The 15,913-nt window shown below is 73.1% G+C and carries 17 protein-coding genes; 8 read left to right on the top strand and 9 right to left on the bottom strand.

Annotation, left to right across the window (positions count from 1 at the left end):
* Positions 1-63: 63 nt before the first annotated feature.
* From ACSP97_RS26130 to ACSP97_RS26105, 6 genes are all read left to right on the top strand, one after another.
* Positions 64-729 carry an amino acid ABC transporter permease gene (locus tag ACSP97_RS26130; protein WP_355149176.1) on the top strand — a complete coding sequence of 222 codons (666 nt, stop codon included), beginning with the start codon at positions 64-66 and terminating at the stop codon, positions 727-729.
* On the top strand, positions 726-1,661 hold the full coding sequence (locus tag ACSP97_RS26125; RefSeq protein ID WP_355149174.1) for an amino acid ABC transporter permease: 936 nt from the start codon (positions 726-728) through the stop codon (positions 1,659-1,661). The genes ACSP97_RS26130 and ACSP97_RS26125 overlap by 4 nt, the downstream gene beginning before the upstream one ends.
* A gap of 179 nt (positions 1,662-1,840) precedes the next feature.
* The gene (locus tag ACSP97_RS26120; RefSeq protein WP_440558479.1) at positions 1,841-3,451 is read left to right on the top strand and encodes an FAD-dependent monooxygenase; all 1,611 of its coding nucleotides are present in this window, start codon (positions 1,841-1,843) and stop codon (positions 3,449-3,451) included.
* A 185-nt stretch (positions 3,452-3,636) separates the two neighbouring features.
* Positions 3,637-3,684, top strand: a complete 48-nt coding sequence (locus tag ACSP97_RS26115) for a hypothetical protein (RefSeq protein WP_309506048.1) — start codon at positions 3,637-3,639, stop codon at positions 3,682-3,684.
* Positions 3,685-3,788: 104 nt separating this feature from the next.
* Positions 3,789-4,313, top strand: a complete 525-nt coding sequence (locus tag ACSP97_RS26110) for a cysteine dioxygenase (protein ID WP_440554499.1) — start codon at positions 3,789-3,791, stop codon at positions 4,311-4,313.
* The gene (locus ACSP97_RS26105) at positions 4,310-4,723 is read left to right on the top strand and encodes a rhodanese-like domain-containing protein (RefSeq protein ID WP_355149166.1); all 414 of its coding nucleotides are present in this window, start codon (positions 4,310-4,312) and stop codon (positions 4,721-4,723) included. The genes ACSP97_RS26110 and ACSP97_RS26105 overlap by 4 nt, the downstream gene beginning before the upstream one ends.
* 3 nt (positions 4,724-4,726) lie before the next feature.
* Here the strand turns inward: ACSP97_RS26105 and ACSP97_RS26100 are convergent, their stop codons facing one another.
* The 4 genes from ACSP97_RS26100 to ACSP97_RS26085 form a co-directional block, all read right to left on the bottom strand.
* Positions 4,727-7,255: an ABC transporter permease gene (locus ACSP97_RS26100; protein WP_440554497.1), complete on the bottom strand. Its 2,529-nt coding sequence runs from the start codon at positions 7,253-7,255 to the stop codon at positions 4,727-4,729.
* Between the two features lie 181 nt (positions 7,256-7,436).
* Positions 7,437-8,255, bottom strand: a complete 819-nt coding sequence (gene recX / locus ACSP97_RS26095) for a recombination regulator RecX (RefSeq protein ID WP_440554495.1) — start codon at positions 8,253-8,255, stop codon at positions 7,437-7,439.
* A gap of 2 nt (positions 8,256-8,257) precedes the next feature.
* Positions 8,258-9,373 carry a recombinase RecA gene (gene recA / locus ACSP97_RS26090; RefSeq protein ID WP_440554493.1) on the bottom strand — a complete coding sequence of 372 codons (1,116 nt, stop codon included), beginning with the start codon at positions 9,371-9,373 and terminating at the stop codon, positions 8,258-8,260.
* A gap of 230 nt (positions 9,374-9,603) precedes the next feature.
* Positions 9,604-10,038 (bottom strand): MarR family winged helix-turn-helix transcriptional regulator, encoded by a 435-nt coding sequence (locus ACSP97_RS26085; RefSeq protein ID WP_358272172.1) that lies wholly within the window; start codon positions 10,036-10,038, stop codon positions 9,604-9,606.
* Positions 10,039-10,145: 107 nt separating this feature from the next.
* Here ACSP97_RS26085 and ACSP97_RS26080 point away from each other — a divergent pair, with 107 nt between their 5' ends.
* The gene (locus ACSP97_RS26080; protein ID WP_440554491.1) at positions 10,146-11,060 is read left to right on the top strand and encodes an alpha/beta hydrolase; all 915 of its coding nucleotides are present in this window, start codon (positions 10,146-10,148) and stop codon (positions 11,058-11,060) included.
* 78 nt (positions 11,061-11,138) lie between these two features.
* Here ACSP97_RS26080 and ACSP97_RS26075 read toward each other — a convergent pair whose 3' ends face one another.
* Together ACSP97_RS26075 and ACSP97_RS26070 are read right to left on the bottom strand one after the other, a co-directional pair.
* Positions 11,139-12,365 carry an AI-2E family transporter gene (locus tag ACSP97_RS26075; RefSeq protein ID WP_382009441.1) on the bottom strand — a complete coding sequence of 409 codons (1,227 nt, stop codon included), beginning with the start codon at positions 12,363-12,365 and terminating at the stop codon, positions 11,139-11,141.
* A 136-nt stretch (positions 12,366-12,501) separates the two neighbouring features.
* A complete protein-coding gene (locus ACSP97_RS26070) occupies positions 12,502-12,696 on the bottom strand; it encodes a DUF3046 domain-containing protein (protein ID WP_070026009.1) in 195 nt (64 codons plus the stop codon).
* Positions 12,697-12,776: 80 nt separating this feature from the next.
* On the opposite strand from ACSP97_RS26070, the gene ACSP97_RS26065 reads away from it, so the two are divergent.
* Positions 12,777-13,721, top strand: a complete 945-nt coding sequence (locus tag ACSP97_RS26065; RefSeq protein WP_440554488.1) for a hypothetical protein — start codon at positions 12,777-12,779, stop codon at positions 13,719-13,721.
* Positions 13,722-13,787: 66 nt separating this feature from the next.
* Here ACSP97_RS26065 and ACSP97_RS26060 read toward each other — a convergent pair whose 3' ends face one another.
* Genes ACSP97_RS26060 through ACSP97_RS26050 form a run of 3 tightly spaced genes read right to left on the bottom strand, consistent with a single transcriptional unit; the run spans position 13,788 to position 15,752 of the window.
* Entirely contained in the window at positions 13,788-14,096 is a 309-nt protein-coding gene (locus ACSP97_RS26060; RefSeq protein WP_285562895.1) for an AzlD domain-containing protein, read from the bottom strand.
* Positions 14,093-14,821, bottom strand: coding sequence for an AzlC family ABC transporter permease (locus tag ACSP97_RS26055; protein WP_358272165.1), 729 nt, complete (start codon positions 14,819-14,821; stop codon positions 14,093-14,095). The genes ACSP97_RS26060 and ACSP97_RS26055 overlap by 4 nt, the downstream gene beginning before the upstream one ends.
* Positions 14,822-14,864: 43 nt before the next feature.
* Positions 14,865-15,752, bottom strand: a complete 888-nt coding sequence (locus ACSP97_RS26050; RefSeq protein ID WP_355149149.1) for an AraC family transcriptional regulator — start codon at positions 15,750-15,752, stop codon at positions 14,865-14,867.
* Positions 15,753-15,913 lie beyond the last annotated feature (161 nt).

Below are 15,913 nucleotides of genomic sequence, written 5' to 3'. Positions count from 1 at the left end.
CCGGTGCGCCGCCCCTGACGGCGGCGCACCGCGGCATCCCTACACGCGGAAGCGCGGGAGATCGTGTTCGATTTTCTAGGACATTACGACGTACTGGGCGCCTTCTGGAAGACGGTGCAGCTCACCCTGCTGTCCGCCGTGGGCTCCCTGGTCTGGGGCACCCTGCTGGCCGCCATGCGGGTGGGCCCGGTACCGCTGATGCGCGGTTTCGGCACCGCCTACGTGAACATCGTGCGGAACATCCCGCTCACGGTGATCATCCTCTTCTCCTCGCTCGGTCTGAACCAGACGCTGGGCGTCAACCTGGGCGCCAAGGGCTTCGAAACGATCAACTTCCGGCTTGCCGTGCTCGGTCTGATCGTCTACACCTCGGCCTTCGTGTGCGAGGCGATCCGCGCCGGCATCAACACGGTGCCGGTCGGCCAGGCGGAGGCGGCGCGGGCCATCGGTCTCGGCTTCTCCCAGGTGCTGGGGCTGGTCGTGCTCCCGCAGGCCTTCCGCGCGGCCGTGGGCCCGCTGACCAACGTGCTGATCGCGTTGACGAAGAACACGACGGTGGCCGCCGCGATCGGCGTGGCGGAGGCAGCCCTGCTGATGAAGTCGATGATCGAGAACGAGGCACAACTGCTGGCGATCTCGGCGGTCATCGCCTTCGGGTTCGTCTGCCTGACCCTGCCGACCGGGCTGATCCTCGGCTGGGTGGGCAAGAAGGTGGCGGTGAAGCGATGAGTTCGGTCCTGTTCGACACGCCGGGGCCCCGCGCCAAGCGGCGCAACATCCTGTACACGGCGGGCTTCCTGGTCGTCCTCGCGGCCGTCGTCTGGTTCGTGTACTCCGCCCTGGACGAGAAGGGACAGCTGGCCTGGTCCCTGTGGAAGCCGTTCTTCACCAGCGCCGAGGCGTACACGACGTACATCTGGCCCGGCCTGGAGAACACCCTGGAGGCCGCGGCGCTGGCGATGGTCATCGCGCTTCCGCTGGGTGCCGTGCTCGGCATCGCCCGGCTCTCGGACCACGTCTGGGTGCGGGCCACGGCCGCGGTCGTGGTGGAGTTCTTCCGCGCGATCCCCGTGCTGGTCCTGATGATCTTCGGGCTGGCGCTCTTCGCCCAGTACACCGGCGTGAGTTCGGACGACCGGCCCTTCTACGCGGTCGTCACCGGCCTGGTGCTCTACAACGCGTCGGTGCTCGCGGAGATCGTCCGCTCGGGCATCCTCTCGCTGCCCAAGGGCCAGTCCGAGGCGGCTCAGGCGATCGGTCTGCGCAAGGGGCAGATGATGCGGCTGGTGCTGCTGCCGCAGTCGGTCACCGTGATGCTCCCGGCCATCGTCAGCCAGCTGGTGGTCATCGTGAAGGACACCGCCCTCGGCGGCGCGGTCCTCACCTTCCCCGAACTGCTGGCCTCGGCGAACACCATGAGCGGCTACTACGGCAACATCATCGCCTCGCTCACCGTCGTGGCCGTGATCTACGTGGTCATCAACTTCTCGCTGACCTCCTTCGCGCACTGGCTGGAGGGCCGGCTGCGGCGCGGCAAGAAGTCGACCGGGGCGGTGCTGGGCGTCCAGGACGTCGCGGACGTCGCGGGTACGGCGGCGACGGGCGCCGATCCGGCCGGTGGTCCCGCCGGCACCGGTGACATCGTCGGCACCAAGAAGTGACGATCATTCAAGTCGCATGATTCGGCCGGGGGCGGTGGCATGATCGCCACCGCCCCCGAGGGTCACTTGACGCATACTCCCCCAATGGGTTGCATACGTTCTGTGATCGTGCACCCGGCCTCACCTTGCTGTTCACCCACCGCCGTCGAGGCATCGCCGCGGACGGGGGGCGCCGCGCCGTGGACCCGGTGATCATCGTCGGAGCGGGGCCCGTCGGGCTCACGCTCGCCCTGGCGCTGGCCCGCCAGGAGGTGCCGTCCGTCGTCCTGGACGAGGGCCCGGGCAAGGAGGAGGCCCGCCCGGCGCGCACCGCCGTGCTCTTCGAGGACACGGCCGCCCTGCTGGCCCGGCTCACCGGTGCCGATCTCGCCGCGCACGGGGTGCGCTGGACCGGCTGGCGGTCGCTGCGGCGCAAGCAGGTGGTGAGCGAGATCGCCTTCGCCGAGGACGAGCCCGCTCCGCTGCACATCGCCCAGCATGTGATCACCGGGCTGCTGCGGGCGGCCGCGGCCGGGGAACCGCTGGTGGAGATCGCCACGGACAGCCGCCTGGACTCGATCGAGCAGGAGCCCTCCGGTGTCACCGCGCACACCCGTGGCCCCAAGGGCACCTGGTGGCGCGGCAGTTACCTGGTGGGCTGCGACGGCACCCGGTCCACCGTGCGCAAACTCCAGGACATTCGCTTCCCCGGCCGTACCGCGGTGGAGCGGCACGCGGTGGCCGCGCTGCGCACGGAACTCCCGTGGGAGGGCGAGGCGTTGCTCCACCGGTCGCCGCCGTGGCGGTCGTCCGGTCCGTTCGCCGGGGAGGTGACCGCCCGCCCCCTCCCGGACGGCGTGTGGCGCCTGGACTGGCTGCTGCCGCCGGGCAAGGACCTGGTCACCCCCGAACTCCTCGTGACCCGCGTCCGCGAGACCCTCGCGGGCTGGACCGACGGCTCCACACCGCCGTACGACCTGCTCGACACCGGCGTCCACACGGTGCACCACCGACTGGCCCGGCGGTGGCGCGACGGCCGTGTCTTCCTCGCCGGGGACGCGGCGCACCTGCTCGGCGCGCTGGGCACCCAGGGGCTGGACGAAGGGCTGCGGGACGCCGACAACCTCTCCTGGAAGCTGGCCCCGGCCTGGCACCACGGGCCGCACGAGCGGCTGCTCGACAGCTACCAGGCCGAGCGGCGCGCCGCGGTCGCCGCCCGGCTGCGCGCCGCCGACCAGGCGCTGCCGGCGCTGCGTGGCGGGGGCGGGCTGCGCCACCTCGTGCCGGTGAAGGCCCGCAACCAGGACGCACTGCTCGCCGACGGCCACCTGGGGCGGGGAACGCTCGGCGCGCCGGGGGCGTACACCGGATCCCCGCTCACGCCCCGTCACCTGGAGGGCGAGATTTCCGTCGACACCCCGCGCGGCGCACCGGTAGCCGATGTGCGGGTCACGGCGGAGGACGGCTCGTTGGTCCGGCTGCGCGACCGCCTCGGCCACGGCGCCCTCCTGGTCGTCCTGGTCGCCCCGGGCACCGGCGTCTGGGACCGCAAACACTGGGTCTCCGCCGGTATGATGCCCCGTCTCGCCGCGGCCGTCACCGCCCTCCCGCACCCCGCCGAACTCCTGGTCGCCGAGAACTACCCGGGCGCTCCCGCCCACAGCGTTCTGCTGGTCCGCCCCGACGGCCATCTGGTCACCGCGCTGAGCGGAGTGCGCCCGGCCGACCTGTACACGGCGGCCGAGGCCACCGTGGGCGGACCCGTGGAGGAAGGGGCGGAGGGGGCGCAGGCGCAGGCCGGGGTGCGCTGAGCACCGGTTCCGGGGCGCGCGGGCCGTGTTGCGCCGGGGCCCGCCGCACCGTGAGCCCCGGCCGCACCTCCGTGAGCCCCGTCACGCTCTGTCCACATGGTGACGGTCGGTTGACCCGCCCCCGGTGGCGTGCTGTACTCCCGATCGTGACCGACACCTGTGTGCGCCTGTGGCGGAGGGTCCATATGGACCTCGTCCGCTATGCGGGCTGCGTGTGTCGGCCGTCCTGCTGAATTCGCCACCCCTTTTTTCTTCCGGGCGCCGTCGTGCGCCCGTTCCGCGAACCCTCTTCAGGACGGTGCACGTGTCCCTCTCGTCTCCTTCGACGTCTCCTTCCGTGTCCCCCGCGCCCGCTTCGGCGCCCGCCTCCCCGCCCACGCAGGCGGACCTCCTCGACTTCGTACGACGCACGGCGGCCGACACCGAACTGCTCGCCTCCCTCCCGCTCGACCCCGAGGGCCGCACCTGGGTGCGGCTGACGGGCCCCGGCGGCAGCGAGGCGTGGCTGATCGGCTGGCCCCCCGGCAGCGGCACCGGCTGGCACGACCACGCCGAGTCGGTCGGCGCCTTCCTCACCGCCTCGGGCGAGCTCAGGGAGAACGCGCTCGCCGCCCGGCTGCCCACCGACGGCTGGAAGACCCTGGAACTCGCCGAGGGCGTGGACCGCGAACGGCGGCTGCCCGCCGGACAGGGCCGCGCCTTCGGCCGCCACCATGTGCACGAGGTGCTCAACGAGTCCCCGGACCGACACGCCGTCTCCGTGCACGCCTACTACCCGCCCCTCCCCCGGATCCGTCGTTACAGTCGCTCCGGCCAGGTGCTGCGCCTGGAGCAGGTCGAACGCCCGGAGGACTGGCAGTGAGCCCCACCCCATCCCCGCACCCGGTCGGCATCGACGAACTGCTGGAGCGGGTGCGCGCCGGCTACCGGCGCGTCGAGGCGCGAGAGGCGTACGAGACGGCGCGCGCCGGCGAGGCCCTGCTGGTCGACATCCGGTACGCGGCCCTGCGCGAGCGGGACGGGCTGATCCCCGGAGCCCTCGTGATCGAGCGCAACGAGCTGGAGTGGCGCCTCGATCCCCGGGGCAGCCACCGTCTGCCCGAGGCCACCGGCCACGACCTGCGCATCGTGCTGGTCTGCAACGAGGGCTACGCCTCCTCGCTCGCCGCCGCCTCCCTCCACCAGCTCGGCCTCCACCGGGCCACCGACCTGGTCGGCGGCTTCCAGTCCTGGCGGGCTGCCGGTCTGCCGGTGGCGCCGGCGGGGGCCTGAGCGCTACTCCTTCGCCGTGGCCGCCGTCACCGCCGGCACCCGCAGCGCCACCCGTCCCGGCAGGGCGCCGGCCACGAGGGCGAGGAGGCCGGCGACCGCGACGACGGCGACATAGAGGAGCGGGGTGACCGAGGGTGCCGCCCGGCCGGTCATCCCGACGCTGAACGCGGTGAGCACGGCGAGGGCGATGCCGCTGCCGAGCGCGGTGGCCAGGAACAGCAGGGACAGCGACTCGGTGCGCAGCATGCGCAGCACCTGGCGCCGGGTCGCGCCCGCGAGCCGCAGCAGGGCGAACTCCCGTATCCGTTCGGCCACCGACATGGCCAGCGTGTTGACCACCGCGATGGCGGTGAAGGCCAGCACCAGGCCCATGGCGAGGTAGTTGACCTCGGCGTTCGTCTGCTCATGAGCGGCACCGAGCGCCTGCGCGCCGGCCGGTGAGGAGACGCGCAGCGCCGGGAAGGCGCGCAGGTCGGCCGCGAGCCGGCGCTGGGGGCGGGGCGTGCTGACGAGGAGGGACGCGGCGAGCGGGTCGTCGACGTGGCGGGCGACGAGGTCGTGGGCGAAGGTGAGGTCGCCGAAGCCGAGGCCCCGGGCGTAGACGGCGGCGACGGTCAGCGTGGCGGGTGTGCCGTCGCCGAGTGTGAGTCTCAGGGTGCTGCCGGGCCGCAGATGCTGCTGCCGGGCGGCGAGTCCGCTGACGGCGACCGTGCCGGGGCCGAGCGCGTCGAGGGAGCCGGCGGTGACGTCCGGGTCCCAGGTGCGGGTCAGGCCCGCGGGGGTGACGCCCTGTGCCGGGTACTTGTCGAGACCCACGCGGACGGTCGTCCGCACGACTTCGGTGACCGTGTCGTGCCGTGCGCGCAGTCGTTCCGCGGCCTCCCCGGGCACGCCGGGCCCCTGCCCGGTCACCACCCAGTCGGCCCGGACGCCCTCGCGGACCTGGGCGCGCGCCGCGTCGCCGAGTGTGGTCTGCACGAACAGCACCGTGCAGGTCATGCCGACGAGCAGGGTGAGCGGGGTGACGACGGACGCCATGCGGGCGGCGTTGCCGCGCAGATTGGCGGTGGCGAGGCGGCCGCCGTGACCGGTGAGCCGCAGCGGCGGGGCGAGCAGCACCGCGGCTGCCCTGACCAGGAGCGGCCCGAGCAGGGCGACGCAGACGCACAGCACCACGACGGCGAGGAGGGTCACGGGGGTCGAGGCGGCCTCGGTGCGCAGGGAGGTGAGCAGCGCGACGAGGACGGCCCCGCCGGCGAGACACACCAGCCCGGCGGCGGCCCGGCCCCGGCCGGGGCGGGTGCGCTCGACCGCGGCCTCCGCGAGCGCCTCGGCCGGTCGTATCCGGGTGATCCGGCGGGAGGCGATCCGGGCCGCCGCCCAGGCGCCGAGCAGGGTGGCGGTGAGCGCGGCGAGCGGCGGGAAGAGGCCGGCGGAGCGCTCCAGCGTGGCGGGTACGGCGCCCAGGGCGACGAATCGGGCGTACAGCCAGCCGCCCAGCGGGAGCCCGAGCAGCGCGCCGGCCGTGCCCGCGGCCGCGCCGACGATCAGTGCCTCCCGGCCGAGCAGCCCGCGGATCTGTCCGGGCGTGGCGGCAACGGCGCGGAGCAGGGCGAGTTCACGGTGGCGCTGCTGGACGGTGAGCGCGAAGGTGCCGACGACCACGAGGACCGCCACCAGCAGCGAGGTGCCGCCCATGGCCGCGCCCATGCTGACGAGCCGGGTACGGGCGGCGGCCGCGTCCAGGAACTCGACGGGGCCGCGGGCGTCACCGGTGCTGACCCGTGCGGTGGTGCCTTCCAGCGTCCGCGCCACGGCCTGCCGCACCCGCTGCGGGTCCGTCCCCGTGGCCGGCAGCACTCCGAAGGCGGTGACCTGTCCGGGGTGCGCGGCCAGCCGGCGGGCCTCGGCGGCGGAGAAGAACAGGGACGTCTGGTGGCGTACGGCGGTGGCCGCCGTGGCGATGCCGGTGATCCGGTAGCCGCGCGGGGCGCTCGTGGACTGCACGGTGAGCCGGGCGCCGGGGCGCAGCCGGGCCCGGGCGGCGAGGTCGGCGTCCACGACCAGTTCGTCGGCGGCTCTGGGCGCGCGGCCCGCGCTCAGCCGGTACGGCGTCAGAGCCGCGGAGTCCCAGGCGTGCCCATAGGCGGTTCGGCCGCCGGTGCCCGCGGGCACCAACGGCTGGGCGAGGAAGGTGAGTTCGGGGACGACTCGGGCCACCCCCGGAGTGCGGGCGATCCTGTCTCCCAACCGCTCGGACAGCCAGGCCCGTTCGGCGATGGGCTTCGCCTTGTGCTTGACCTTGGTCTTGCCGTGCCGGTGCTTGACGGTGGTCCGGTGCACGGACTGGTCGGCAGAGACCACGACCGGCGCGGCCGCGTAGCGCTCGGTACGGATGGCGCCGCGCAGGCCGGTGTCGAGGAGCGACCCGCAGGCACTGATCAGGGCGGCCGCGCACATCAGGGCGATGAAGGCCCCGAGAAATCCCGCTGTGCGGGCGCGGACGGTCCGCAGGGCGTATCGCAGCATCATCGGGGCGGGCTCTCCTCCGCTGGGCGGCCGGCAGGACCGCGCTGACCGTCCCAGGGCCGGTCTGGCGCGCTCCGCGGGGCGTGCCACCACTCTCGCCGGTACGGAGGTGCCGGCACACTGCGGTGTCCCGGTGTCCCGGGCGGGGGTTAACCCCCCGGCGGCGGGCCCGGCCCGCCCGTCGTCACAGGTCGGGCTCGCCCAGGAAGTCGGTGTCCTCGCCCTCTTCCTCCAGTGCCCGGCGGACGATGCGCAGGGACATTCCCTCCGGGTATCCCTTGCGGGCGAGCATGCCGGCGAGGCGGCGGATGCGCTTGTCGCGGTCGAGGCCCCGGGTGGCGCGCAGCTTGCGGGCGACGAGCTCCCGGGCGGTCGCCTCCTCCTGGTCGGAGTCGAGCTGCCCGACGGCCTCGTCGATCAGCGCCGAGTCGACCCCCTTGGTGCGCAGTTCCCGGGCGAGGGCGCGCCGGGCGAGCCCCCGGCCGTGGTGGCGGGACTCCACCCAGGCGTCCGCGAACGCGCCGTCGTCGATCAGTCCGACCTCCTCGAACCGCGACAGCACCTCCTCGGCCACGTCCTCGGGGATCTCCCGCTTGCGCAGGGCGTCCGCGAGCTGTTTGCGGGTGCGCGGGGTCCCGGTGAGCAGGCGCAGGCAGATCGCCCGTGCCCGCTCGACCGGGTCCCCGGAAGACTCCCCCCGCTCGGCCCTCGACGAGGAAGGGGCGCCTTCGTCCTCACCACCGGGCGGGTCCCCGAAGCCGCGCCGACGGCGCCCCCGCCTGCCCCGGGAGCCCGGATCAGTCGGGCCGCCCCCGTGCAGCCCGCCGCTCCCGTCGCCCGGCCAGATGCCGTCCCCGTGTCCGTCGTGCCCGTCGTGTCCGCCGGTCGCGTACGCGTCGCCGTCACCGCCCGGGGCGAAGGCCGGGTGGCCCCCGGTGCCCCTCCCCCGCGGGACACCGGGGGTGGCGTGCTCGTACTCGGCCCAGTCGGTTCGTCGTGTCACGGTCAGCTCTTGGCAACGGCGGCCTTGGGCTTGGCGGCCTTGGCGGCCGTCTTGGCGGTGTCCTCGGCCTCCGGGGCGGTGGCCGCGGCGTCCGCGACGGGCTCGGCCGACGGCTCCTCCGGCCGGACACCCACGCCCAGCTTCTCCTTGATCTTCTTCTCGATCTCGTTGGCCAGGTCGGGGTTGTCCTTGAGGAAGTTGCGCGCGTTCTCCTTGCCCTGGCCGAGCTGGTCGCCCTCGTACGTGTACCAGGCGCCGGCCTTGCGCACGAAGCCGTGCTCCACGCCCATGTCGATCAGGCCGCCCTCGCGGCTGATGCCCTGGCCGTAGAGGATGTCGAACTCGGCCTGCTTGAAGGGCGGCGCGACCTTGTTCTTGACGACCTTGCAGCGGGTGCGGTTGCCGACCGCTTCCGTGCCGTCCTTCAGGGTCTCGATGCGGCGGATGTCGATGCGCACCGAGGCGTAGAACTTCAGCGCCCGGCCACCGGTCGTGGTCTCCGGCGAGCCGAACATGACGCCGATCTTCTCGCGGAGCTGGTTGATGAAGATGGCGGTGGTCTTGGACTGGTTGAGCGCGCTGGTGATCTTCCGCAGCGCCTGGCTCATCAGCCGGGCCTGGAGACCCACGTGGCTGTCGCCCATCTCGCCCTCGATCTCCGCGCGCGGCACGAGCGCGGCGACGGAGTCGATGACGATCAGGTCGAGCGCGCCGGAGCGGACCAGCATGTCCACGATCTCCAGCGCCTGCTCGCCGTTGTCCGGCTGGGACAGGATCAGGTTGTCGATGTCGACGCCGAGCTTGCGCGCGTACTCGGGGTCCAGGGCGTGCTCCGCGTCCACGAACGCGACCTGGCCGCCCGCCTTCTGCGCGTTCGCCACGGCGTGCAGCGTCAGGGTCGTCTTACCGGAGGACTCCGGTCCGTAGATCTCGACGACACGGCCGCGGGGCAGGCCGCCGACGCCGAGCGCCACGTCCAGCGCGGTCGAGCCGGTCGAGATGACCTCGATGGGCTCCTTCGACCGCTCGCCCATGCGCATGACCGCGCCCTTGCCGAATTGCCGTTCAATCTGTGCGAGCGCGGCGTCGAGCGCCTTCTCGCGGTCGGTTCCTGCCATGGGTTCCACCCGGTTTGCTTGAGTCGTTCGCTTCACGTCAAAGACGCTAACGCCTGCCACTGACAACGCGCCCCGACGCCGGCCCGGCCTGTGGATAACTGGAGGGCATATCCACCCAGACCATGGCCAAATCCCCCGCCCACGGTCCCGCCGGAGCCTTCATAAGAATGGATGTTCGATTTTCGTGTCAAGCGACGCACCCCGATGCCGCGGAGCACCGGACGGACGGATCACTCGCCCCCACGGCCCGACGCGGGCGAGCCGAGCATCGCCTTGAGGATGCGCTGCAACTCGACGCGGTCCTGGGGAGTGACCCTCGCCAGCCTGCGGTCGTACTCCGCCGCCAGGGCCGCAAGCGCTCGATCGCGCGCCCGCGTGCCCTCGGCGGTCAGTACGAGCCGATGACGCCGCAAGTCCGCCTCGTCGATCTCACGGCGGAGGAACCCCTTGGCGACGAGGTTGCGAACGTAGACCGTCACGCTCGCCTTGGGCAGCAACAGCGCGGTCGCGATCTCGGCCGGGTACGGCGACGCCTCCACCTCGGCCAGGACGAAGAACTCCTTCGTCTCCAAACCGAGCTCGGCCAGCTCCCGCGTGCAGGCATCCATCACGACGCCCAGCAGCCGCTGGTTCAGCGTCCACAGCTGCGCCCCGTCCACCGACATGCGAGCCTCCGTCCAGGCGGTACAGTTTCGTATTGGTTCCATATCGTACTAGGCGCTGTCTTGTACTGGACTCCCATGGAACAACGTCCTCACGGAGGAAGCCACGCATGCTTCTGCACCTCACGATCCCGCGCGGTCCCCTCGAACTCGCCGCAGACCTCCACCTGCCCGACGACGCCCACAGCGGTACACCGCTGCCCGCCGTGGTGCTGTCCACTCCCGGCAGCAGCGTGAAGGAGCAGATCGGCGCCAACTACGCCTCCCGTCTCGCCGCGCGCGGCATCGCGGCGCTCGTCTTCGACCCCGCCCACCAGGGCGAGAGTCAGGGCGAGCCCCGCGACCTCGAAGATCCCTACCGCCGCGGTGAGGACATCACCTACGCCATCGACACGCTCACCACGACCCCCGGCATCGACCCGCAGCGCATCGGCGTCCTCGGCATCTGCGCCGGTGGGGGCTACGCCGTGCACACCGCCCGCACGGACCACCGCATCAAAGCGGTCGGCACGGTCGTCCCCGTCAACATCGGCGCCGCGTTCCGCGGCTTCCAGCCCGACGGTCCGGTCGCGGCCCTCGACGCCCTCGCGGACGCACGTACCGAAGAGGTCCGCTCCGGCGAGACGGCCCGTGTGAACTGGCTGCCCGACACCCTTGAGGACGCCACGGCCGCGGGTCTGACCGACATCGACACCATCCAGGCGATCACCTACTACCGCACCGAGCGCGGCGGTCACGAGCGCTCCACGAATCGGCGTCTCTTGCGCAGCGACTCCCTCCTGCTGGGCTATGACGCGTTCCACCTGGCCGATCGGCTCATGACCCAGCCGCTCCAGGTGATCCTCGCCGGACGCATCGGCAACACCGGCTCCTACGACACCGGCATGCAGCTGTGGAAGCTGGCCCCCAACCCCGTCGACCTCATGGTGATCGACGGCGCCGGCCACTACGAGATGTACGACGAACCCGAATACGTCGACGCTACCGTCGAACGACTCACCGGCTTCTACGCGAACAACCTGTAAGGCATCCGGACCGGCGAACCGATGCGGTCACGGACCGCTCGGCCTTCGGCGGCACGGGAACCCCGCCCGCGCGGGACGTCACCGCCGCGTGCGGGCGGCCCTGATCCGCGCGAGCATCCCGGGACCGGCCGGGGTGCGGACGCGGTGGCCGTTCACCCGGGGGTCGTCGGTGACGTCGTACCGCTTCACATAGGCGCCCAGGAACGCCTGGAGGGTGGCCACCGCTGGGATGGCGATCAGCGCGCCGACGGCGCCGAGCAGGGCGGTGCCGACGATGACCGAGCCGAAGGCGACGGCCGGGTGGATGTCGACGCTCTTGGCGGTCAGCTTGGGCTGGAGCATGTAGTTCTCGAACTGCTGGTAGATCACGACGAAGACCAGCACCCACACCGCGTACCAGGGCGCGACGGTGAACGCGATCAGCATCGGCAGGGCGCCCGCGAGATAGGTGCCGATGGTGGGGACGAACTGCGAGACCAGGCCCACCCAGACACCGAGCACGGGCGCGTACGGCACGCCCAGGGCCTGGAGCAGGATGTAGTGCGCGATCCCGGAGACGAGCGCCATCAGGCCGCGCGAGTAGAGGTAGCCGCCCGTCTTGTCGACGGCGATCTCCCAGGCGCGCAGCACCTCCGCCTGGCGGGCCGGCGGCAGCACGGAGCACAGCGCACGGCGCAGCCGGGGCCCGTCGGCGGCGAAGTAGAACGAGAACAGCGCGACGGTCAGCATCTGGAAGAGGCCGCCGAGCACCTGCTGGGAGACGTCGAGCACACCGGCCGCGCTGTTCTGCGCGTACTTGCGCAGCCAGTCGGAGCGCAGCACCCCCTCCTGGACGTCGACCCGCTTGAGGTTGGTGTGGAAAGTCGCGTTGGTCCAGTGGATGAGGGAGTCCAGGTAGTCCGGGAAGCCCTCGATCATCTTGATGATCTGCCCGGCCAGCATCGAGCCGAGCAGGGTGACGAATCCCGCGGCGGCGACGGTCAGCAGGAAGAAGACCAGGAAGGTGGCGAGCCCCCTGCGCATGCCGCGGGCGGCCATCCGGCTCACCGCGGGTTCGACCGCCAGGGCCAGGAAGAACGCGATCAGGATGTTGATCAGCAGCCCGGTGAGCTGGTGGAAGGCCCAGCTGCCCAGCTGGAAGGCGGCGATCAGCGCGAGCGCGAGCACCATGGCGCGCGGCAGCCAGCGCGGCATGCGGGCCTGCGGCGCGCCGGCCCCGGGGGCCGGTGGGCGGTCGGTCCCCGGCGTAGCGGCCGGGATCGCGGGCCGGGTCGGCTGCTCGATGTCCTCGTCAGTGCGTGCCACCCGCCAAGTCTCACCCACGCCGCTGACAAACGGCGCCCACCTGCGGTTTTCGTGACCGTACGGTGCCGTGGCGTCGACCTCGCGACGGGCTTACGGGGCATTTCGCCCCAGACCGGTCCGCCTCGGTGCCGTTCCCTCAGCGCCGCTCCGCCGGCACGTCCATGACGGTGCACACCACCCGCCACACGTCCTTGGCCGCCCAGCCGGCGTCCAGGGCCTCGTTCACCGTGCGCCCGCCCAGCTCCGTCATCACGTGGTCGCGCGCGAACGTGTCGGCGTACCCGGGACCGAAGTGCTCCGCCATCCGCTGCCAGAAGACCGTCAACCGCATGAATCCAGTATCCCGCCCCTGAGAGTGGGGCCCGCCCGGGACCGCTTGCCAAGGCCGCTTTCCGTCCTACGGTCTGACGCATGGCCGATACCGGAGCTTCCCCACTCCCCGCCGCGCCCCCGGCGCGCTCCCCGCTCTTCAGCGCCGAGCAGTTCGTGTGGCTCACCGCGCGCGTGCTGGAGCAGCGGTTGTTCGCGTACCACTTCCTGCGCGGCGCGCCGGACGCGGTGGAGGCGGCGCTGGACGCCTATCGCAACGAGGACGGCGGATACGGGCACGCGCTGGAGCCCGACCTGCGCGGCCCTGTGAGCCAGCCCCTGCACACCGCGCACGCGCTGCGTGTGCTGGACGCCGTCGGGCGCTGCGGCGGGCAGCGGGTGGAGCGCGTGTGCCGCTATCTGACCTCCGTCTCCACGGCGGACGGCGCGCTGCCCGCGGTCCACCCGAGCCAGCGCGGATACCCGGCGGCGCCGTTCGTCCCGGTCGTCGACGACCCGCCCAGCGATCTGCTGGCCACCGGTCCGGTGGTGGGGCTGCTGCACCGCAACGAGGTCTGGCACGCCTGGCTGTTCCGGGCCACCGACTTCTGCTGGCAGGCCGTGGAGAACCTGGAGAAGTCGCATCCTTACGAGGTGCAGGCCGCCGTGGCCTTCCTGGACTGCGTTCCCGACCGCCCGCGCGCGCAGGCCGCCGCGGACCGGCTGGGCCGCCTGGTGCGCGAGCAGCGGCTCGTGGCACTGGACCCGGAGCGGCTCGACGCCTGCCCGGTGGCCCCCGGTTACGCCCCGGGGGAGCACCATTTCCCGCACGACTTCGCCAAGAGCCCTGCCTCGCTCGCGCGCGCGTGGTTCACCGACGAGGAGATGGCGCGCTCCCTGGACCACCTGGCCGCCGAGCAGCAGCCGGACGGCGGCTGGCCCGTCCGCCGGCACCGCTGGGCACCGGTGCCCGCGCTGGAGGCGCGCCCCATGGTGACGATCGAGGCGCTGCGCACCCTGAGGGCGTACGGCCGCTTCGTGGGCTGATCCGGCTCGGAACGGTGGCCGCCCCTCCTGGGCCCGGACTCGCCTTCCTCCCGGCGCGCCCGCCGCTCAGCCGCCCAGGGCCCGCACGCCCGCCGTCACGACCACGGCCGCCGCGACGACCACCAGGAACGGCGCGCGCAGCACCAGGGCCACGGCGGCCGCCCCGAGACCCGCGGCCCGGGCGTCCAGCACCAGCGCATGCCCCTGGGCGAACGTCTGCTGCGCGGTGAGCGCGGCCAGGAGGGCGACGGGCAGCAGGGCCGCGAGCCGCCGCACCAGCGGCCGTTCGATGACATGGGCCGGCACCAGCAGACCCGCGAGCTTGACGGCGTAGCAGCCGAGCACGGTCAGGCCGATCGCGATCCAGGTGTTCACCGGGCCTCCGCCTCCTCGGGCGCGTCCTTCGGGCCGCGGCCCGCGCGCCGCCCCGGCACGAACAGAGCGAGCGGCGCGGCCAGCGCCGCCACCAGGACCGGCACGCCGGCCGGCAGCACGGGCAGCAGACCGAGGCCGAGCAGCACCGCGAGGCCCGCGACCGCGCGCTCGGTCGCCGTCGTCAGCATCGGCGCGAGCAGGGCCAGGAACACGGCCGGTCCGGCCGCGTCCAGGCCCCACGCGCGCGTGTCGCCGATCGCCTTCGCGCCCAGGGCGCCGAGCAGGGTGGTGAGGTTCCACAGCACGTACAGGGTGAGTCCGGTGACCGTGAAGCCGATCCGGGCGGCCCGCCGGGTGGGCTGCGCCAGGGTGACCGCCGTGGTCTCGTCGATCACCCACTGGGCGGCGAGGGGCCGCGCCGCGCGCGGCAGCGCGAGCAGTTGGGACAGGCGCAGTCCGTAGAAGGCGTTGCGGACGCCCAGGAAGAAGGCCCCGGCCGCGGCGGTGTAGGGGTTGCCTCCGGCGGCGAGGGCGCCGACCAGGGCGAACTGGGAGGCGCCGGTGAAGACCAGGAGGCTCAGTGCGCAGGTCTGCAGGAGCCCGATTCCGCTGCCGGCCGAGGTCACCCCGAAGGCGAACCCGGACAGGCCCACGGCGATGCCGACGCCGAGGGCGTCCCGTACGACGGCGGCGTCGGGCTTCGCCGCGCCGCCGGATATGTCCATTGTTGCTGTCTGCTGTGCCACACGGGGACCGTATGTTCGAACGTCAGTCCCGGTCTTGTACGTTCTTGCGCTCGCGCTGGTAGGCGCCCGGGGGGACGCCGACGATGCGGGCGAAGTGCCGGTTGAGGTGCGGCTGGTCGGTGAAGCCGACGGCGACGGCCGCCTCGGCCGGCCGGATCCCCTGGTCCAGCAGCAGCCGTGCGCGCCGCACCCGGGCGTCGGTCAGCCAGGTGTGCGGCGGCATGCCGTAGGTCTCGCGGAACGCCCGCAGGAGTGCGAAGGGGCTGGTGCCGAGGTCGGTGGCCAGTCGCTCCAGGGTCGGCGGCCCGGCCATGTGCTCCTCCAGCACGGCACGCGCGCGGGCCGCGATCCCGGCCCCTGCCGTGCGCGGCCGCCGCTCGGGCAGCGGGCCCCCGTTCAGCCGCAGCAGCCGGGTCACGGCGAGTCGCAGCAGGGTGTCGGCGGCCAGCGCGTTGCCCTGCTCGGCGGCGCGCAGCACCTGGTGGACGAGGCGGACGGTGGCGGGGTCGTCGAGGACGGGACTGACGAAGCCCGGGGTGCCGCGCAGCGTCGTGGTCTCCGCCGCTATCGCCGCCACCACCTCGGGCGAGGGGTAGACGGCGCCGTACCGCCAGCCCTCGGGCACCCCGGCCCGGCCGGTGTGCGGGGTGTCCGGGTTGACCAGCGCGAGGGCTCCCGCGCCCGCGGACACGTCGGAGCCGCCGTGGTGGAACACCTCGACGCCGTCGGCGATGGCGGCGATCACGAAGTTCTCGTGGGTGTGCCGGACGAAGGTCTTGTGGACGTACCGGGCGCGCAGCAGGTCGACGCCGGGCAGCTCCTCGTAGCGCCAGTGCCGCGCCCGCTCCACCGCCCGCCGCTCCCGCTCGCGGGGCGGCCGGTCGTGCCGCCGTCCGGCCGTTCCTGCCATAGGACCATTCTCCGTCCGGCCGTTCCCGTCTCCCGTCCCGCGGCCATTCTCCGTCCGGCCGGCCGCGCCCCCACGGCCGTTTTCCGCCCCGCCGACCGCCCCGCGGCCCCGCCCGCTCGTCAGGGTGGGGTATTTGCCCAGGTCAGCACGATTGTCAGTGG

The sequence above is a fragment of the Streptomyces sp. SCPE 10 genome, assembly GCF_051980735.1.
GTDB lineage: Bacteria > Actinomycetota > Actinomycetes > Streptomycetales > Streptomycetaceae > Streptomyces > Streptomyces misionensis.
This window is presented reverse-complemented; position numbering and strand designations above follow the sequence as displayed.